Source organism: Arthrobacter sp. 05T410 (assembly GCF_056396505.1).
In genome coordinates this window covers 375,657-395,398 of record NZ_JBFTLP010000001.1, presented here as the reverse complement: position 1 = coordinate 395,398, position 19,742 = coordinate 375,657, and the positions used below count along the sequence as shown (strand labels likewise).

Here is a 19,742-nt window from a genome sequence, read left to right as displayed (position 1 = left end):
GATGGGCCGCGTTGGGGCGCTGGGCGCGGCGGCCCTGCTTGTACTGGCGCTGAGCGCCTGCACAGGCGGAGCGCCGTCACCGGCCCAGCTCTCTCCGACGGCAGCGCCGGCCGCCGGCGCCGTGCAGAGCGCGGCGCCCGTGTCCCTGGAGACTGGGACCGACGTCGGCAACGGCCGCCCGGCCGTGAGCCACGACGGGCTGATGGTTCGACGCCGCGCGGTCATTGCCATCCACCCCGCCGAGGGCGGAAAGCCGGGCGCGCCGCGCGCACGGCTCGAGCAGACCGCGGCTGCCGGCGGCGTCGTCCTTTCCGATATCCCCCCGGACGTGCTCGAACCAGCGATCCTGGAGCACCTCGCGCCGGAACTGATTCTGGCGCTTCCGCCCGGAAGCACCAGCGACGACGCCGAAAAACTGGCGGAGCGCGCCTTCGGCCCGGAGGGCAGCTACCCCGGCGTGGAGCATGTCCACGTCGCCTCAGTCCTCGTCCACGACCTCAAGTTCAGCGTCGCTGCCGCCGATCCGGCAGCCCTGGCGGCTGCCATCGCCGAGGAAGGCATTCTCTCGGACGCGCTCGGGAACTACGGCACGTCGATGGATGGCGGAGCCCTGACGGTCACGTACACGGGACCACTGCTCAGCGACTCGCTGGTGGAATCCGTGCGGAACGGCATGGCCCGCGGCGCCGGGGTCCAGCCAGCGGACGTGACGCTGGCTCCCCGTTCAACCACGGGGGAGGGAGTGGACATGTCCCGCGAACCGGAACCGGCGGAGCCTGAACCGTCCGCGGGGGACAGCGGGACGCACTCGCATGAGGAAGGCGGCGATGATTCGGGCAGCGGCACAACCGCGACGACCCCAGGCCCCGACGATTCAGGACACTGAGGAGTCCGGACACTGGGCGCACCAGTGGCCGGCCGGGGCAAGCTACCGGCCGGCCACGAGTGTGTCCCGGATCTCGCGGCGCAGGACCTTGCCGATCAGCGAACGCGGCAGCTCATCCACCACGGCAACGCGGCGCGGCACCTTGTAGGCGGCCAGGTTCTCCCGGGCAAACGCCAGCAGCGCCTCCGGGTCCGGGCCGGAGCCCGCGGACGGGACGACGGCGGCAACCACGTCTTCGCCGCCGCCCGGGCGGGGCAGTCCCACCACACACACGTCCCGGACACCGGGGTACCCGGAGAGGACATCTTCAACTTCCGTGGGGGAGACGTTGAAGCCCCCCGTGATGATCAGTTCCTTGATCCGGTCCCGGACAGTCACGAAATCATCCTTATCTACCGAGACGATGTCACCGGTCCGGAACCAGCCGCCCTCCAGCAGCGCCTCCTCGGTCTCCTTCGGCCGGTTCCAGTAGCCGGCAAAGACCTGCGGGCCGCGGACCAGGAGCTCGCCCTCCTCTCCCGGGGCGCGGTCCAGGAGGACGTTCCGCGGGTCCACCACACGAATGTCCGTCAGGGGAAACGGGACCCCCACGGTTCCCGGTTTCCGGCTGGGACCGAAGGGGTTGCCCAAGGCGATGGGCGAGGTTTCCGTCAGCCCGTAGCCCTCGATCAGGTAGCCCCCGGTCGCCTTCTCCCACGTGTCCACCGTCGCCGTCGGCAGGTTCATCGCCCCCGAGATGGAAAAGCGGATGCTGTCCAGCGCGATACCGCGCTCGGCGGCTGCGGCGGCGATGCGGTCGTAGATCGGCGGCACCGCCGGCAGGAATGTGGCAGGCGACTTCCTGTGTGCCTTCAGCACGAGGTCGACGTCGAACTTAGGGAAGAGCACCAGCCTCGCGCCGATGCTCAGGGCAAACGTCATGCACAGCGTCAGGCCGTAGGCGTGGAACATCGGCAGCACCGCGTACACGGTTTCCCGGCCGTCCTTGAGCCCCGGCACCCAGGCGCGGCCCTGCGCGGCATTGGCCTGCAGGTTGGCATGGGTAAGCATGGCGCCTTTGGGCCGGCCCGTGGTGCCGCTCGTGTATTGGATGACAGCCAGGTCAGTGGCGGCCGGGCGCGGATGTTTTTTCTTCAGGTCGCCTGCGCCAAGGAGGTCTTTCCACGCCAGCACGGTCCGGCGCGCCGGCTGCGCCACGGTCCGGCGCGTGTGCTTGCCGGCGGTCAAGGCGGCGCGGGCGGCGCGGGCCGCCGGCACGGGGAGCCGCAGCGCGACCCGTTGCAGCAGCGGCATCGCCGGAATCAGCTCAACGGAGACGATGCTCTGCAGCCCGACGTCGGCCGGCAGTTGGCGGACCTTGTCCACGGCCTTGTCCCAGACAACGGCGACGGTGGCGCCATGGTCCTCGAACTGGTGGCGCAGCTCACGGCCCGTATATAAGGGGTTGTGTTCGACGACCACGGCGCCCAGGCGCAGTGCCGCGTGGAACGCGATGATGTGTTGCGGGCAGTTCGGCAGGACCAGCGCCACCCGGTCACCGGCCCGGACGCCGAGCTTCCTCAGGCCCGCGGCCGCCCTGTTGATGGCGGTGCCGAGGTCCCGGTAGCTGGTACGCGCTCCGAAGAATTCCAGTGCGGTCTTCTTCCCGTAGCGCCGGACCGACGAGTCCATCAGGTCAACGAGGGACCCTTCCGGGAGCTTGAGGCTGGCGGGAACCCCGGGGCTGTAGTGGCGGGTCCAGGGGCGGTCGGGACGCCTGGGCCCTGCGGATTTGGTGCTCATGGTGTGTCCTTGCGACTGGGCTGCGCTGTGCTGGGCGGTGCCGGGCTGCCGGCCTCGGGCCCGGCCGGGCCCATCAAGAAATCCTACCGGGGGCGGCCCGCCTGGACGCGTGCCGCGGAGGCCCCGGCGGCGGCCGACGCCGGCCCGGAGGTGACTTTTGGCCCTTGGCACCCGGCAAGCCCGGGCGGAAGCTGGGGCGTACACCGCGAGCCGCGGGTCCGCGCACTTCTCTGGGGTCGTTCAGGACACAGGTTCGCGCTGGTCACAGGTTTGCGCAGGTCACAGGTTCGCGCGCAATTAACGCACAATTTACGCAAGAAGAAGGTCCACGGGGGCGCCATGAAGCAGCAGCAGCCGAGCCTGAACTTCCTTGGTGCCACCGACACCGTGACCGGTTCACGCTACCTGATCGACGCCGGCGGCGGGCGCGTGCTGGTGGACTGCGGACTCTTCCAGGGCTATAAGCGCAGCCGCGAGCGCAACCGGGCGCCCTTTCCAGTGCCGCCGCGGTCCATCGACGCCGTGGTGCTGACCCACGCGCACCTGGACCACACCGGATATGTCCCTGCTCTGGTCAGGGGCGGGTTCGGCGGCCCCGTGTACGCCACGGCCGGCACCACAGACCTATGCAAACTCATCCTGCCGGACAGCGGCCACCTGCAGGAGGAGGAGGCCCGGTATGCCTCGCAGCGGGGGTCATCCGCGCATGATCCCGCCCTGCCCCTCTACACGGCTGCGGACGCCGTCGCGTCCCTCAACAGATTCAAAATCGTCGGGTTTGATGTTCCCCTTGACCTTGGCGGTGGCATGGAGTTGACGTTCGTGCCGGCCGGACACATCCTGGGGGCCGCCCAGGTGCACGTCCGGGTTGGCTCCCAGTCGGTGCACTTCACCGGGGACCTGGGCCGGGCCGATGACCCGTTCATGTATCCGCCCCGCCCGCTCGGCGAAACCGGCATCCTGGTGACCGAATCAACCTACGGCAACCGGAAACACTCCACTGAGGATCCGGAGAAGCTGCTGGGAGAGATCATCAATCGCGTCGCGAAACGCGGAGGGGTCATCATGTTTGCCGCGTTCGCCGTCGGCCGGGCCGAAACGCTGATGCTGTACCTGTCCCGGCTCCTGCGCAAGGGCGCGATTCCTCGCATCCCGGTCTACCTCAACAGCCCCATGGCCATCGACGCCTCCGAAATGTACCAGCGCCACCCCGAAGAACACCGGCTCAAGCGGGAGGAATACGTGGACATGTACAAACTGGCCAAACTCACCCGCACCGTGGACGAATCCAAGTTGCTGAACCTGCGCGGCGGCCCCATGATCATCATCTCGGCCAGCGGCATGCTGACGGGCGGACGGATCCTGCACCACGTCGCGGCGTACGGCCCCGACCCGAAAAACGCCATCATCCTCAGCGGCTACCAGGCCAGCGGCACGCGGGGGGCCACCCTTGCTGCCGGTGAACGCGAGTTGCGCATCTACGGGGAAGACGTCAAGGTGCGGGCCGAGGTTATCCAGATGGAAAGCCTGTCCGCGCACGCCGACGGCGACGCCATCATCGCGTGGATGAGGGCGGCAGAAGTAGCGCCCCGGATGACCTACATCACGCACGGTGACCCGGACGCGTCCGACGCCCTGCGTATCAGGATCAAACGCGAACTCGGCTGGCGGGCCAGGGTGCCCGAATACCTGGAGACGATCGACATCGAGGATCCGAGATGAACCCCGAGGCCGTCACCCGGACCACCGTGTTGAAGGAGGTCCACGATCTCGCCCGGCCGCTGAAAACCGATCGGGACCTCAACGGCCTCGTGCGGCGCGCGGCCGACTGCCGTTTTGTCGCCATCGGCGAGGCCTCCCACGGCACCCACGAGTTCTACACTTGGCGCGACACCCTCAGCAGGCGGCTCATCGCGGAGGAAGGCTACAACTGGATTGGGGTGGAAGGGGACTGGCCCGACTGCCGGCGGATCAACCGATGGGTCCGCGGCCAGGAGGGGAAGGACCAGGGCGTCCACGCGCTGCTGGCCGGCTTCGAACGCTGGCCAACCTGGATGTGGGCCAACGAGGAAGTCGCGGCGTTCCTGGACTGGCTGCGCAGCTGGAACCTGGCCAGGCCGCTGGACAAACGTGTCGGCTTCTACGGGCTGGATGTCTACTCGCTCTGGGATTCGCTGCGCGAAATCATCGGCTGGCTGCAGGCGAACGTTCCCGACGCCGTCCCCGCGGCGGAGCGCGCCTGGCAGTGCTTCCTGCCCCACCACGAGGACCCGCACCAGTACGCCTGGAGCACGCGGCTGGTGCCGCAGTCCTGCGAGCCCGACGTCGTGGCCCTCCTGACCGAGGTCAGGAACCGGGCCTTCAGCCCCGGCCGGCAGGAGGAGGACGCCTTCGACGCCGTCCAGAACGCTGAAGTCGCGGCCAACGCCGAGCACTACTACCGCATCATGGTCCGCGGCGACAGGCAGTCCTGGAACGTCCGCGACCACCATATGGCCGACACCATCGACCGGGTCAGCAGGCACCTCGGGCCGACGTCGAAGGGACTGATCTGGGAACACAACACACACATCGGCGATGCCCGGGCCACCGACATGGCGCAGGACGGCCTGGTCAACGTCGGGCATCTGCTGCGCGAACGCCACGCGGGCGAAGGCGTGCTGCTGGTCGGCTTCGCATCCCACCGCGGCTCCGTGCTCGCCTCCGACGGGTGGGGCCGCCCCGAACGCATCCTGACGGTGCCGGAAGCGCGCCCGGGCAGCCACGAAGACTTCCTGCATCAGGCCCTGGGGGTGCCCTCAGTGCTGGTGTTCGGCGACGACAGGACCGGGCCGTGGCTTTCGACATGGCTCGGACACCGGGCGATCGGCGTCGTCTACCACCCGGAACGGGACGCCGGAAACTATGTTCCGACCCGGATGGGGGAGCGCTACGACGCCCTCATCTGGCTGGAACACACCGCAGCGCTGCGTCCGGTGCACCATGAACGCCCGCCCCGCGAACCGGAGTTCGAGACCGAGCCCACCGGATTCTAGGCCGGTGTGCATTCCAGGAAAGCAGGAATCAGCATGAGCAAAGCAATCATCGTCGGCATCAACGGGTCCGCGGGCAGCAGCGCCGCCCTGGCCTGGGCCCTTGACCGGGCCGCCCGGGACAAGCTCCCGGTCACGGTCGTCCACGCGGTGGACGACCGCTGGATGTCACCGGATTTTCAGTACCACGAGATCATCCGGGAATCGGGGATGGACCTGCTTCGGGACGCTGAGACGGCCGCTCGTGAGCAGGCCCCGGACGTCACTGTCGACATCCAGCTCCGTCATGGCAGCGGCGGCTCGGTGCTCCGGGAAGTCTCCAAGGAGGCAGCCATGATCGTGGTTGGCGGCCATGACAAACATTGGATGGGCGGCGGTCCCATGACGGACCGGGCCTTGCAGGTTGTCTCGGCCTCGGAATGCCCGGTAGCCGTCGTGCCGGCGAAACCGGCCACCGGGGTCAAGGGCGTCGTGGTCGGCGTGGACGGCTCCGAGGAGTCGCTGCAGGCCGTCGCCTTCGCGGCCGCCGAAGCTGATCGGGGTGGAGACGAGCTCACCGTGGTCCTCGCGTTCAAGAGCCCTGCCCGGTGGGTCGAGAAGCAGCTGCCGACCAGTGGTCTCGCCGAGAGCATCGTCGAAGAGGACCGGATTGTTCTCGCCGAGTCGGTCGCCGGGCTCGGCGACAAATACCCCGACCTGGTGGTCCATCAGCGCCTTGAGACGAACACCGAACCGGCGAAGGCCCTCGTGGATATTGCCGCCGACGCCAGGGAGTTGGTGATTGGAAGTCGCGGACGTGGCGGGTTCTCCCGGACCGTGCTCGGCTCCACCGCGCACGCTGTACTCCTGAACGTGCCGTGCCCCACCATCGTGACGAAGGTGCATAAGGTCAAGCACGGCGACTGACCGCCCGGCAAGCAACCCGTGCCGGCAAGGTCCCGGAACGGGCCGGAGAGCCCCCTTTTGGCGGGGGCTTTCCGGCGCCGCCAACGGATGGGAGGATGATGCAGTGGACCCCTTCTTCAATTTCATCACCCATTTTTGGTGGCTCGTCTTTCCCCTGAGCGGACTGGCCGGGGGGTGGGCGCGGTCCTGGTCCAAAGCCGCCGAACGCCGGCACCGCCGCCGCGTGGAGCTTTATACGCTCAAGAACCAGGCGGCGCAGGCAGAGCAGGCCAGCCAGGCCGACGTGCTGGCCCTCATGAAGGCGCACGACACCGTCAACCAACGCTGGCTGGATTACGAACTCGACGTGGGGAAGCTGATCGACTACCCGGTCATGACGGATGTCCGGGAGCCCCTCACCGTGGCCTTCCTCCGGGCCAAACGCGAGGCCGACGGGCTGCGCCCCGCCGCCCCGGCGGAAGTCAGGACCGCCGCGCGGCTTGCGGAGTACCGGGCGGCCGTGACCAGCTTTGAGCTCGCATTCGACGTCGCCGAACGGGAAGCCAAACGGATCAGGGACAGCAACTTCACCGGTCCCGAACGCCAGCGGCTCGAGACAGCCCGGAAACTTCTGCGGATAGCGTCGGACGCGGCCGCAACTCCCGCCGAGCGGCAGACGGCCTACCGCCGCGCCCGCCGGGAACTCGACGGGCTCATCGTGCTGCCCGAGGCGACGCTAGCGGCGCTGGAGGACAGGATCGCTTCGATGCTCGGCGCGGGCCCGGCGCCGGACGTCCGCCGGGCCGTCTGAGCTGGGCCGCAGCCGGCGGAGCCGGGCGGTGCCCGCTGTGACCGGCATCGCACCGCCACCGTGAAGGCCCGTGCCGCACAGGAGGACTGAATTTAGGGACTTCTGGCATGTTTTGCCCAGCCGTCTTTCCCACGTACCATCGATAAGGTTTCAAATCGCGTTAGCGCCACCGAATTCATCTGATCAGGCATCGAATGGACGTCGTGGCCATGCAGCAACGGGGATGTGGAACTGCCGACCGTGAACACTTCAGATTGGGCAACAGGTGGAAATCACCTTAATGGTGGCGCTAGTGATATCGCTGGCGCTGTTCTTTGACTTCACCAACGGATTTCATGACACCGCGAACGCCATGGCTACCCCCATCGCGACCGGCGCCATCAAACCGAAAACAGCAGTTGCCCTCGCGGCGGTGCTGAACCTCGTGGGAGCGTTCCTCTCCACGGAAGTCGCCAAGACCGTCTCGGGCGGCATCATCAAGGAAGGCTCGGACGGGGTCCAGATCACCCCGGACATCATCTTCGCCGGGCTGATGGGCGCCATCCTCTGGAACATGATCACCTGGCTCAAGGGCCTGCCGTCCAGTTCCTCCCACGCCCTCTTCGGCGGCCTGATCGGGGCCGCGATTGCCGGTATCGGCATCCACGCGATCAACTTCGAGTCAATTCTCCAAAAGATCATTCTTCCCGCGGTGTTCGCCCCGATCATCGCGGGCGGCGTAGCCTACTTGTGCACGCGGCTGGCGTACGGCCTGACCGCCCGCCATGACCCCGAAACCGGGGACAAGCTCACGCAGAAGCGCGGCGGATTCCGGACCGGTCAAGTCTTCACGTCGAGCCTCGTGGCGTTGGCCCACGGCACCAACGACGCCCAGAAGACGATGGGCATCATCACCCTGGTCCTGATCTCCGCCGGCCTGCAGCCTGCCGGCTCCGGTCCGGAGTGGTGGGTTATCACCGCCTGTGCCTTCGCCATCGCGATCGGCACGTATTCCGGCGGGTGGCGGATCATCCGCACCATGGGCTCGGGGCTCACCGAAGTGAAGCCCGCCCAGGGCTTTGCCGCCGAGACCAGCACCGCCACAGCCATTCTGGCGTCCTCGCACCTGGGCTTCGCCCTGTCCACCACGCAGGTGGCCTCCGGCTCGGTCGTGGGCTCCGGCATGGGACGCCGCGGCACTACGGTGCGGTGGGGAACCGCCGGCCGGATTGCCATTGGCTGGCTGTTCACGCTGCCGGCCGCCGGAATCATGGGCGCGCTGACGGCTCTGCTCGTGCAGACCGGGGTCGTAGGCGTGATCATCGCGGCAACTGCCGGCACCGCCGCAGTGGCCTACATGTTTGTGCGCTCACGGAAGTCGCCTGTGGGCAGCAACAACGCCGTCGAGATCGAGGAAGTCGGCCAGGCCGTGCAGTTCCGGAAGAAAAAGTCCGCCACCAAGTCGATCAAGAACGGCGGTGCCCAGCGATGAAATGGCTGGAACTGTTCAGCGTGGCGAGTGCCACGCTTGTGTCCGCTGTAACCGTGGTAGTTCTCTACTCCCTCGGCGTCCGGCTCACGGCCATCGCGGGGGACACCCGGACCTCCCCGGCGGCCTGGACCCGACCGCTCGCTTACACGTGCTTCGCTTTGTGCGGCGCCGCCATTCTCTTCGGGCTCTACCTGATCATTCCTTACTTCCACAAATAAGACGTCCCCGCGGCCGTGCAGCCGTTGCGTTCGGGGGATGGGACACCGGCCACCGCAGTGGCTAGGCTGGGGCCATGGTGAGCTTCCAATACTTCGTGGCGTCCTCACTCGACGGGTTCATCGCCACTGCCGACGACAATCTCGCCTGGCTGCTGCAGTTCGACGGCTTTGAGGGCGGACAGGACAGCTATGACGCGTTCATGGCCGACGTCGGCTGCATCGTCATGGGCGGCGAGACGTACGCGTGGCTTCGGGAGCACGAACCGGACACCTGGCCGTATCCGGGCACACCCTCCTGGGTCTTCACCCGTCACGAGCACGCCGCCCCGAAGGGCGCGGATGTGACGTTCGTGCGCGGGGCGGTAGGCGAGTTCGTGGACGACCTCAAAGAAGCGGCCGGCGGCCGAAACGTCTGGGTTGTGGGTGGAGGCGTGCTCGCAGCGCAGTTCGCTGACGCCGGGCTGCTGGACGAACTGATTGTCTCGGTCATTCCCGTGGTCCTGGGCGGCGGCAAACAGTTGCTGCCCATGGCGGGCCCGACGCCGCCGCTCGAGTTGACATCTTCCCGCACCTTGGGCCGGGGCATCGTGGAGCTGCGCTACCGCTTCGCGGCCCGGCCCTAGCCGGATCCGGCGCCGCCGGGCCGGTCGCCCTCCGCGTTATCGCGGACCTAGCGCGCGATATCGCGGATCAGGTTCGTGATCCGGGCGGTGGAGAGCCGCCGGCCGCGTTCGTCGGTCATCACGATTTCGTGGGTGGCGAGCGTCCGGCCGAGGTGAATGGCCGTGCAGGTGCCGGTGACGGTGCCCTCGGAGATCGCCCGGTGGTGCGTCGCCCCGACCTCGATCCCGAGCGCCTGCCGGTCCGGTCCGGCATGCATGCCGGCCGCGAAAGAACCCAGGGTTTCGGCCAGGACCACGTGGGCCCCGCCGTGCAGGATGCCTGCCACCTGGGTGTTCCCCGCCACCGGCATGGTGGCCACAGTGCGCTCCGGGCTCATCTCGAGGAAGCGGATCCCCATCTTCACCACAAGGGCTCCGACGCCGTACTGGCCCAGCCAATCGTGCATGTCCTCGGGTACACCGGCCGCAGCGAGCTCGGCCGCGTACGGGCCGGGCGTGAAATTGTCCATCATGGGAACTAGGCTGGCACCTGTGAGTGAAACTACCAAACCGGCCCTTGCCCTCGAGAATGCAGCCTCCCTTTCCGCGGACACTGCCGCAGACCAACTCCTGGCAGCTGAGCCGGATTCAGGGGTTGCGGCCAAGCGTGCCGGAAAATCCAGCCGGGCCGCGGCGTCGGTTTCCGCCACTGAGGCCCCCGTGATTCCCATCACGGACCAGCCGCGGCTACTCGTCCTCGATGGGCACTCCATGGCGTTCCGGGCGTTCTTCGCCCTGCCCGCGGACAAGTTCTCCACCGCCACGGGCCAGCACACGAACGCCGTCCACGGCTTCACGTCCATGCTGATCAACCTGATCAAGGAGCAAAAGCCCACCCACGTGGCGGTCGCCTTCGACGTCTCCGATGACACGACGCACCGCAAGGCCGAGTACAGCGAGTACAAGGGCGGACGCAACGAGACCCCGCGGGAAATGAGCGGCCAGATCGACCTCATCGACAAGGTCATGGGCGCCTGGGGCATCAAGACCATCAAAATGCCCGGTTGGGAAGCTGACGACATCCTGGCCACCCTCGCCGCAATGGGGGAAAAGGCCGGTTACGAAGTGCTGCTGGTCTCAGGCGACCGCGACGCCTTCCAGCTCATCACCGACAACGTTTTCGTCCTGTACCCCAAGAAGGGTGTCAGCGATATTCCCCGCATGGACGCGGACGCCATCCAGGAGAAGTACTTCGTCAGCCCGGCCCAGTACTCGGACCTCGCCGCCCTGGTGGGGGAATCCGCGGACAACCTCCCCGGTGTTCCCGGCGTCGGCCCCAAGACGGCAGCGAAGTGGATCAACCTTTACGGCGGACTGGAGGGGGTCCTGGAGAACCTCGACGCGATCGGCGGGAAGGTGGGGGACTCCCTGCGCGAATACGTTGACGACGTCAAGCGCAACCGGCGCCTCAACAGGCTGCACACCGACCTGGATCTGCCAGTGACGCTGGACGAGCTCGCGGACCCGCGGCCGGACCAGGCCGCCCTCGAGGAGCTGTTCGACGCCCTGGAATTCAAGACCATCCGGACCCGGCTCTTTGCCCTCTACGGCAGTGAAGTCACCGAAGCCGAGCGGGAAAGCCTCGACATCCCGGACTTCGTGATCCCGGCGGACGCAGCCGAACTTGGCGCGTTCCTCGAGGCCGGTGCCGGCAAGCGCTCCGCTGTGGCGGTCGACGTTGTGCCCGGCCGGATCGGCGAGGACGCCGCAGCGGTGGCGATCGTCCGCGACGACGCTGCCGTCTATATCGACCTGGCCAGCCAGGACGCCGCCGCCGAAAACGTTCTGGCCGCATGGCTGCGCGACGCCCACGCACCGAAGGTCATGCACGGGTTCAAGGCTGCCCTGAAGGCCCTGACCGCGCGCGGCCTGGAACTGGAAGGCGTGGTGGATGACACCTCGATCTCCGGCTACCTCATCCAGCCGGACCGCCGCAGCTACGAGCTTGCGGAGCTGGCACAGCATCACCTCAACATCGCGGTTTCCACGGAGGCCGCCAAGGAAGGCCAGCTTGAGCTGGCGTTCGACGGCGACGACGCCGCCGCTGCGGGCGCGCTGGTCCACGTCGCCGCCGTCGTGCAGGCCCTGAGCCGCTTCTTCGAATCAGAACTGACGGAACGCAAAGCGCAGGACCTGCTCACCACGCTGGAACTGCCCGTCAGCCGCGTCCTCGCCGATATGGAACTCGCGGGAATCGCCATCGACATGCCCCGCATGGACGAGCAGCTGTCGGATCTCGCCAAGGTGATCGACAACGCCCAGGAGCTGGCGTTCGCCGCGATCGGCCACGAGGTCAACCTCGGTTCGCCGAAGCAGCTCCAGACCGTGCTGTTCGACGAACTGCAGTTGCCGAAGACCAAGAAAATCAAGTCCGGCTACACCACCGACGCCGCGTCACTCAAAAACCTGCTGGAAAAGACCGGGCACGAATTCCTGGTCCAGCTCATGGCGCACCGGGAGTCGTCGAAGCTGCGCCAGATGCTGGAGTCGCTGAAGAAGTCCGTCACGGAAGACGGCCGGATCCACACCACGTACGCGCAGAACGTCGCAGCCACGGGCCGGATCTCCTCCAACAACCCCAACCTGCAGAACATCCCCATCCGCAGCGAGGAAGGCCGGCGCGTCCGCGGCATCTTTGTGGTCAGCGAGGGCTACGAGTGCCTGCTCTCCGCGGACTACTCGCAGATCGAAATGCGCATCATGGCGCACCTCTCGGGCGACGCCGGCCTGATCCAGGCCTACAAGGACGGCGAAGACCTCCACCGGTTCGTGGGCTCTAACATTTTCCATGTGCCCACCGACCAGGTGACCAGCGCCATGCGGTCCAAGGTCAAGGCGATGTCCTATGGCCTCGCGTACGGGCTGACCTCGTTCGGTCTGTCCAAGCAGCTGGAGATCTCCGTCGACGAGGCGCGGACCCTCATGAAGGACTACTTCGACCGGTTCGGCGCCGTCCGCGACTACCTTCGCGGCGTGGTGGACCAGGCCCGGATCGACGGCTACACCGCCACCATCGAGGGGCGCCGGCGCTACCTCCCGGACCTGACCAGCACCGACCGCCAGCTGCGTGAGAATGCGGAGCGCATCGCGCTGAACTCGCCCATCCAGGGATCGGCGGCTGACATCATCAAGCGCGCCATGCTGGGTGTGCACGCGGAACTGGCGGCACGGGGCCTGAAATCGCGCATGCTCCTGCAGGTCCATGATGAACTTGTCCTCGAAGTCGCCGCGGGTGAGCGCGAGGCCGTGGAGAAGCTGGTGACCGAGCAAATGGGCTCGGCCGCGGACCTCAGCGTTCCGCTGGACGTCCAGATCGGCATTGGCTCCAGCTGGTACGAGGCGGGGCACTAAAGCTGGACCGGAACCGGCAAGGTTTCGGTCGGGCAGTATTCGTTCCGGCTATGCCGGGACCCGGGATTCTCAGGGGGAGAAGTACGTGGCAGATAAGTACGAGCTCAGGCGGTTCCGCGCGGTCGCGAAGGACGAGGCGGATTACGCGCAAGGCACGGCGTGGCTGCGCGGGGTCGGGATCGGCTTCTACGACGAGCCGCGCAAAGACGACTTCGCGGACAAGATCATGGCCATGTATCGCGTGGACAACCGTGAAATGACCGGCGTTTACCAGGCCGACGGCGTCGCGGCCCACTCGCTGGCTGCCGACGTCCCGGTGGCGACCTTCGCCACCCTGCGCAAGGACCTGAACATCGGCTACGGCCGTCAGCTCGAAGCCCAGCTGGTCACGGCCGTCACGGTGCGCGGGACCCACCGCCGGCAGGGACTGCTGCGGCGGATGATGACCGAGGACCTTGCCGCGGCGAAGGCGGACGGCGTCGCGCTGGCGGCACTGACCGCCTCGGAGGCCTCGATCTACGGGCGGTTCGGTTACGGTGTGGCCACCTTCGAGCGCAGCATCAAGGTCGACACCGGGCCGCGCTTCCGGCTGCGCCATGCGCCCGCCGGCACCGTGGAGATTGCGGACCGCAAGGTCCTGCTGGAACTGGCCCCCGAGGTTTTTGGCCGGGTCCACGCGTCCATGCCCGGATCGATCTCGCGGCAGGAAGCGTACCGGCTGCGGTCTTCGGGCATGCTCGGCCGGGACGGCAGCGAGGACGAGGCAATCCGCTGCGCCCTGCACTACGACGCCGCCGGAACCGTGGACGGCTACGTGTCCTATAAATTCGCCGGGTGGGACGCCAAGCCGTACACCATGGAGATCGTGGACCTCGTGGCCGCGAATGACGCCGCGTACCTGGAACTCTGGCAGTTCCTGGGCAGCATCGACCTCGTGGACAGGATCAGCTGGCAGGATGCACCGGTGGACGACCCCCTGACCTGGGCGCTGGAGGACCCGCGATGCGTCGAGGCATCGGACCACCGCGACATGCTGTGGCTGCGCGTCCTGGACCCGGCCCGGGTGCTGGGGGCCCGGCGCTACTCGGCCGACGGGACGGTCGTTCTCGCGGTCAGGGACAGTCTCGGCTTCGCGGCCGGTACCTTCGCGCTCACAGTCAGCGGGGGAGAGTCCACGGTGAGGCCGGCTCCGGGGGCTGAGCCGGACCTTTCCCTTGATGTCGCGGACCTCGGCTCCATCTATCTGGGCGCCGTTTGTCCCGTGACGCTGAAAGCTGCCGGCCGGATCACCGAGCACACCGCCGGGGCGGCGCTGACGGCGCGGCTCATGTTCGCCGTCGAACGTTCACCGCACTGCCTCACGCACTTCTAGGCCTCCGGTCCGATTTCGGCGCCGAAGGCGACACGGACGGCCCCGTGCGCTTTGACCGGCGTTCGCGTAAACGACTAGACTAAACAGGCGCGTACTACGTGCGCGCATCTACAATCCACAAAATCAGGATGACCCGGCGGAACGCTTGCTGTGACGCCGTGCTCTTGGCCTGCATTCCATAATGCCGGCGAAGCGGTTTGCCTGACCGACTCACTATCCACAACGGAGCCCCTACTACATGACCATCACCTCCACCGAGAAGCCCGGTACCCCCGTAGTCGCCATTAACGACATCGGTACCGCTGAGGACTTCCTCGCAGCTGTCGACGCCACCATCAAGTACTTCAACGACGGAGACCTCGTCGAAGGTACCGTCGTCAAGGTCGACCGCGACGAAGTCCTGCTCGACATCGGTTACAAGACCGAAGGTGTCATTCCCTCCCGCGAGCTTTCCATCAAGCACGACGTTGACCCCGGAGACGTCGTCTCCGTTGGCGATCAGGTCGAAGCCCTGGTGCTCACCAAGGAAGACAAAGAAGGCCGCCTGATCCTCTCCAAGAAGCGTGCTCAGTACGAGCGTGCCTGGGGCGACATCGAGAAGGTCAAGGAAGAAGACGGTGTTGTCACCGGTACCGTCATCGAGGTTGTCAAGGGTGGTCTTATCCTCGACATCGGTCTGCGCGGCTTCCTGCCCGCATCCCTCGTCGAGATGCGCCGTGTGCGCGACCTCGCTCCGTACATCGGTCAGCAGATCGAAGCCAAGATCATCGAGCTGGACAAGAACCGCAACAACGTTGTGCTGTCCCGCCGTGCATGGCTCGAGCAGACTCAGTCCGAGGTCCGCTCCACGTTCCTCAACAAGCTGGAAAAGGGCCAGGTCCGTCCCGGCGTCGTTTCCTCCATCGTCAACTTCGGTGCCTTCGTGGACCTGGGCGGCGTAGACGGCCTGGTTCACGTTTCCGAGCTGTCCTGGAAGCACATCGACCACCCGTCCGAGGTTGTCGAAGTTGGCCAGGAAGTCACCGTCGAGGTTCTCGAGGTCGACCTGGACCGCGAGCGCGTCTCCCTGTCGCTCAAGGCTACGCAGGAAGATCCGTGGCAGACCTTCGCCCGCACCCACGCCCTCGGCCAGGTTGTTCCGGGTAAGGTCACCAAGCTCGTTCCGTTCGGCGCGTTCGTTCGCGTTGAAGACGGCATCGAAGGCCTGGTCCACATCTCCGAGCTCGCCGTGCGCCACGTTGAGCTGGCCGAGCAGGTTGTCTCCGTTGGTGACGAGCTGTTCGTCAAGGTCATCGACATCGACCTCGAGCGCCGCCGCATCTCGCTCTCCCTCAAGCAGGCCAACGAGGGCGTCGACGCCGACAGCACCGAATTCGATCCGGCTCTCTACGGCATGGCCGCAGAGTACGACGAAGAGGGCAACTACAAGTACCCGGAGGGCTTCGACCCGGAGTCCAACGAGTGGCTTGAAGGCTACGAGAACCAGCGCGCAGCCTGGGAGCAGCAGTACGCTGACGCCCAGACCCGCTGGGAAGCACACAAGAAGCAGGTTGCCCAGCACGCTGCCGACGACGCTGCAGCTGCAACGTCCGGCGAGAGCGATTCCGGCACCACCAGCTACTCCTCCGAGCCGGCTGCAGCCGAGACCGGTGCAGGCACGCTTGCTTCGGACGAGGCTCTTGCCGCTCTGCGCGAGAAGCTGACCGGCAACTAATTGCCCGCGTTCCTCAAGGAGTCAGCTCCCTGAGGCCAGGCAGTTTGTAGCTTGAAGGTGGCCGTCCCCTCGGGGGCGGCCACCTTTTTGTGTGCCCCGAGGGGACATGCCCATTTTTGAAGCCCTCCCTCCGGGGACATGCCCATTTTTCGAGCCGGCCCTTGGACATTTGTGGATTGTGTCCAGTCCTGGCCCCGTGCGCGGGACATGTCCAGTGCCGGGAGGCCCGCGCCATGCCGTGGCGCCGGACATGCCCCGCGGCGCCCGGACCACCGGACATGCCCATTTTTGAAGCCCTCCCTCCGGGGACATGCCCATTTTTCGAGCCGGGCCGTGGACATTTGAGGATTGTGCCCAGTCCTGGCCCTGGGCGCGGGACATGTCCAGTGCGGGGAGGCCGGCGCCATGCCCTGGTGCCGGATATGCCCCGCGGGCGCCCGGACCACCGGACATGCCCATTTTTGAAGCCCTCCCACCGGGGACATGCCCACTTTTCGAGCCGGGCCATGGATTTGCGGATTGTGCCCAGCCCTGGCCCCGGGCGCGGGACATGTCCAGCGCCGGGTGTCCGCATCGTGCCATGGCCGCCGGACATGCCCATTCCTGGCCCTGGGCACCGGGCTGCCGTTGCACGCGCTTCCTGCTTGTCAGGTGGAAGCACTGGGCCGCGCCATGGAATGTAGGCTCCGTGACGGCAGCCAGGCGCTGACGACGGAGGGCATGTCCAATGGTGGGAGGGAGCCCGGAACCGGCCCGGATGCCATGCCGTCAGCGCAGCGGGATCTTCGCTATGACCGGCACCGTGTGCGTCTGCGAGGCGGCACCGGTCACCAGTTCGGCGCCCGCGTACTTCAGCAACGCGAGGGCTCCCACGTTGCCGGCGGTCGTCTCGGCCACCAGGACGGCTGCCCCGGTTGACGCGGCGCGAGCCTTTACGAGGCGCAGCGCCTCGCGGCCCACACCCCGACCGCGGAAGCTCCGGGCGAGCCAGATGCCGGTTTCCAGCGCCCGGCCGCCACCTGCACCAGCTTCGGCGCCATCACTCGGCCCGGCGTAGCCACCACCCCCCGCAACAGCCCCGGCGCCACCACCTGCACCAGCTTCGGCGCCATCACTCGGCCCGGCGTAGCCACCACCCCCCGCAACAGCCCAGCCGCCACCCCCCGCAACAGCCCCGGCGGCACCAACAGCCTCGGCGCCACCACAGGCCAAGCCCTTATCCGCTGCTGCCGGTGCCGTGTCCATCCGCTTGAGGCGCACGGACCCTGCCATCTGCCCGTCGCAGCTGATGGCCCACGTCTTCTGCCCCGCGGGACCGTCCAGGCCGGCTGCGGCGGCGCGGTGGAATTCGCGGAACCAGCTGATCCGGTCGGTGTTCCAGCCGGCGGTCGTGCCCAGCGGCGGGGTGACCTCGTCGGCGTCGGCGTCCCGGAGCGCAACTTCCAGGAGCTGTTCCAGCACGTCCTCGCTAACGTCGAGCAGCGCGACCGCGGGCACGGGCTCAGCTGATGGGCACATCGATCCACTCCGTTTCTCCGGGCAGCAGCGACGCGCTCCCGGCCGACATGGCGGCCACGCGGTCCGCGGCCCGGGCCAGTTCTTCCGGATCATCCGGCAGCGCCAGCCTCAGGACAGTAGTCTGCGCCTCGTAACGGGTTTCGGCCATGACATACCCCGCGGCGCGCAGATCGTTCTCGAGCCGCCCGGCCACGGCGTGCTGGACGGGCACCGAGCAAATGCGCAACCGGCGGCGCCGCACGAGGGGAGCAAGCTCCAGCGCTCCGGACACCGATTCGGAATAGGCCCGCACCAGGCCGCCGGCACCCAGGAGAATGCCGCCGAAATAGCGCACGACGACGACGGCGACGTCGCTGAGATCGGCGACGCCGGGTGCGGTCTCCCGCTTCAGCAGCGCCTCGAGCATGGGGATGCCCGCGGTGCCGGACGGCTCGCCGTCGTCGTTGGACCGCTGGATGTCCCGGTCGGGGCCGAGCACGAAGGCGAAGCAGTGATGCCGGGCGTCATGGAATTCCCGGCGCAAGCTGCCGAGGACGGCCCGGGCGGCGTCCTCGTCCGCCGTGCGGGCCAGCACGGTGATGAAACGGGACCGCTTGACCTCGATTTCGTGCCGAAACCCGGGCCCCGCGGCGAGGGTGGTGTAGACGGCCGTCCTGCTCTCGGGGGATTCCGCCGCATCTGCCACCGGTTCAGTTTAGTCTGGTGAGGTGTTGAAGATCGGGTTGACCGGCGGAATCGCCTCAGGGAAGTCCATGGTTGCCGTGCGACTGCGCGACCTCGGAGCAGTGCTTGTCGACGCCGACGCGCTGGCCCGGGAGGTCGTGGAACCTGGTACGCCCGGGCTGGCCAGTGTGGTGGAGACCTTCGGTGCCGCCGTCCTGACCCCGGAAGGCCGGCTGGACCGGGCCCGGCTGGGTGCCCTTGTCTTCGGTGATGCGGAGCGCCTGGCCGCACTGAACGGCATCGTCCACCCCTTGGTGCGGGAGCGCGCCGCGGCAATGGTCGCGGCCGCCCCGGCCGGCGCCGTCGTGGTCCAGGACATCCCGCTCCTGGTCGAAACCGGGCAAGGGAAGAACTTCCATCTGGTGGTCGTGGTGGATGCCCCCGACGACGTCCGGGTCCGCCGCATGGCCGAACACCGCAACATGACCGCCGACGAGGCGCGCGCCCGGATGGCAGCCCAGGCGGGCCGCGAGGACCGGCTGGCCGCCGCGGACGTCGTGCTGGATAACTCGGGCACCCCGGAGGACCTCCGGCACGCGGTCGACGCGCTGTGGGAGGAGCGGGTCAGGCCGTTCGCATTGAACCTCAAGGAGCAGAGGATCGCCCCGCGGACGGCGGGGCCGGTCCTCGCCCCGGCCGATCCGGCCTGGGCCGCGCAGGCCGCCCGGCTGATCGCCCGGCTGCGGGCAGCGGTCCCGCAGGATGTCCTGGCCGTCGACCACCTCGGGTCCACGGCCGTCCCTGGCCTCGACGCCAAAGATGTGATCGACCTCCAGCTCAGCGTCCGGGACCTCGACGCCGCGGACCGGATCGCGCCGCTGTTGGCCGACGCAGGATTCCCGCGCTGGCCCGGCATCATCGCCGACAACCCGAAGCCCTCGCACCCGGACCCTGCCGACTGGGGCAAGAGGCTGCACGGCAACGCCGACCCCGGCCGGCCGGTGAATCTCCACCTCCGCGCGGCCGGCTCGCCGGGCTGGCGGTACGCGCTGTGCTTCCGCGACTGGCTGCGCGCCGATCCCGAAGCCCGGGCGGACTATGTCGCCGAAAAGCAACGGGTCGCCGGGCTGCACGGCGTCGACAAGTCCACCGCCGGCTACGCGGCCGACAAGGAGGGCTGGTTCACCGAGTATGCCTGGCCCCGGATGGAAGCGTGGGTGCAGCGCACGGGATGGCAACCGCCGTCGTACGCGGACGACGCCGGAGCAGACGACGCCGGTGCCGGCACCGGCGGCGGCGCCACCGCAACGGCACCAACCGCCGGCCACGGTACCGCCCAAAGCTGAATCAGGGCATCCTGTCACAGCCCGGCGGTAG

At 67.7% G+C, this 19,742-nt stretch carries 16 protein-coding genes; 12 read left to right on the top strand and 4 right to left on the bottom strand.

From position 1 onward, the window contains the following. Position 1: 1 nt before the first annotated feature. Positions 2 to 886: a hypothetical protein gene (locus tag AC1DFR_RS01905; protein WP_476872580.1), complete on the top strand. Its 885-nt coding sequence runs from the start codon at positions 2 to 4 to the stop codon at positions 884 to 886. A gap of 42 nt (positions 887 to 928) precedes the next feature. Here AC1DFR_RS01905 and AC1DFR_RS01900 read toward each other — a convergent pair whose 3' ends face one another. After that, the gene (locus tag AC1DFR_RS01900) at positions 929 to 2,668 is read right to left on the bottom strand and encodes a long-chain-fatty-acid--CoA ligase (RefSeq protein WP_476872579.1); all 1,740 of its coding nucleotides are present in this window, start codon (positions 2,666 to 2,668) and stop codon (positions 929 to 931) included. A gap of 339 nt (positions 2,669 to 3,007) precedes the next feature. Here AC1DFR_RS01900 and AC1DFR_RS01895 point away from each other — a divergent pair, with 339 nt between their 5' ends. From AC1DFR_RS01895 to AC1DFR_RS01865, 7 genes are all read left to right on the top strand, one after another. Then, a complete protein-coding gene (locus AC1DFR_RS01895; protein WP_476872578.1) occupies positions 3,008 to 4,390 on the top strand; it encodes an MBL fold metallo-hydrolase in 1,383 nt (460 codons plus the stop codon). Further along, positions 4,387 to 5,703 (top strand): erythromycin esterase family protein, encoded by a 1,317-nt coding sequence (locus AC1DFR_RS01890; protein WP_476872577.1) that lies wholly within the window; start codon positions 4,387 to 4,389, stop codon positions 5,701 to 5,703. The genes AC1DFR_RS01895 and AC1DFR_RS01890 overlap by 4 nt, the downstream gene beginning before the upstream one ends. A gap of 33 nt (positions 5,704 to 5,736) precedes the next feature. Continuing rightward, positions 5,737 to 6,606 carry a universal stress protein gene (locus AC1DFR_RS01885; RefSeq protein ID WP_476872576.1) on the top strand — a complete coding sequence of 290 codons (870 nt, stop codon included), beginning with the start codon at positions 5,737 to 5,739 and terminating at the stop codon, positions 6,604 to 6,606. Between the two features lie 103 nt (positions 6,607 to 6,709). Continuing rightward, positions 6,710 to 7,396, top strand: coding sequence for a hypothetical protein (locus tag AC1DFR_RS01880; RefSeq protein WP_476872575.1), 687 nt, complete (start codon positions 6,710 to 6,712; stop codon positions 7,394 to 7,396). Positions 7,397 to 7,661: 265 nt separating this feature from the next. Then, the gene (locus AC1DFR_RS01875) at positions 7,662 to 8,867 is read left to right on the top strand and encodes an inorganic phosphate transporter (protein WP_476872574.1); all 1,206 of its coding nucleotides are present in this window, start codon (positions 7,662 to 7,664) and stop codon (positions 8,865 to 8,867) included. Then, a complete protein-coding gene (locus AC1DFR_RS01870; protein WP_028276822.1) occupies positions 8,864 to 9,085 on the top strand; it encodes a hypothetical protein in 222 nt (73 codons plus the stop codon). The genes AC1DFR_RS01875 and AC1DFR_RS01870 overlap by 4 nt, the downstream gene beginning before the upstream one ends. Before the next feature lie 74 nt (positions 9,086 to 9,159). Beyond that, on the top strand, positions 9,160 to 9,708 hold the full coding sequence (locus AC1DFR_RS01865; protein WP_476872573.1) for a dihydrofolate reductase family protein: 549 nt from the start codon (positions 9,160 to 9,162) through the stop codon (positions 9,706 to 9,708). Between the two features lie 47 nt (positions 9,709 to 9,755). Here AC1DFR_RS01865 and AC1DFR_RS01860 read toward each other — a convergent pair whose 3' ends face one another. Next, entirely contained in the window at positions 9,756 to 10,220 is a 465-nt protein-coding gene (locus tag AC1DFR_RS01860; protein WP_476872572.1) for a hotdog fold thioesterase, read from the bottom strand. Between AC1DFR_RS01860 and polA the strand changes: the two genes are divergently transcribed. From polA to rpsA, 3 genes are all read left to right on the top strand, one after another. Beyond that, positions 10,219 to 13,098, top strand: coding sequence for a DNA polymerase I (polA, locus tag AC1DFR_RS01855; RefSeq protein WP_476872571.1), 2,880 nt, complete (start codon positions 10,219 to 10,221; stop codon positions 13,096 to 13,098). The genes AC1DFR_RS01860 and polA overlap by 2 nt on opposite strands. A gap of 85 nt (positions 13,099 to 13,183) precedes the next feature. After that, complete coding sequence (locus tag AC1DFR_RS01850) at positions 13,184 to 14,470, top strand: GNAT family N-acetyltransferase (RefSeq protein WP_476872570.1); 1,287 nt, start codon at positions 13,184 to 13,186, stop codon at positions 14,468 to 14,470. A gap of 238 nt (positions 14,471 to 14,708) precedes the next feature. Then, positions 14,709 to 16,184, top strand: a complete 1,476-nt coding sequence (gene rpsA / locus AC1DFR_RS01845) for a 30S ribosomal protein S1 (RefSeq protein WP_018773018.1) — start codon at positions 14,709 to 14,711, stop codon at positions 16,182 to 16,184. A 768-nt stretch (positions 16,185 to 16,952) separates the two neighbouring features. On the opposite strand, the gene AC1DFR_RS01840 is transcribed toward rpsA, so the two are convergent. Both AC1DFR_RS01840 and AC1DFR_RS01835 read right to left on the bottom strand, forming a co-directional pair. After that, a complete protein-coding gene (locus AC1DFR_RS01840) occupies positions 16,953 to 17,681 on the bottom strand; it encodes a GNAT family N-acetyltransferase (protein WP_476872569.1) in 729 nt (242 codons plus the stop codon). Positions 17,682 to 17,685: 4 nt separating this feature from the next. Then, positions 17,686 to 18,387 carry an IMPACT family protein gene (locus AC1DFR_RS01835; protein ID WP_476872568.1) on the bottom strand — a complete coding sequence of 234 codons (702 nt, stop codon included), beginning with the start codon at positions 18,385 to 18,387 and terminating at the stop codon, positions 17,686 to 17,688. A gap of 22 nt (positions 18,388 to 18,409) precedes the next feature. On the opposite strand from AC1DFR_RS01835, the gene coaE reads away from it, so the two are divergent. After that, complete coding sequence (coaE, locus tag AC1DFR_RS01830; RefSeq protein WP_476872567.1) at positions 18,410 to 19,711, top strand: dephospho-CoA kinase; 1,302 nt, start codon at positions 18,410 to 18,412, stop codon at positions 19,709 to 19,711. Positions 19,712 to 19,742 lie beyond the last annotated feature (31 nt).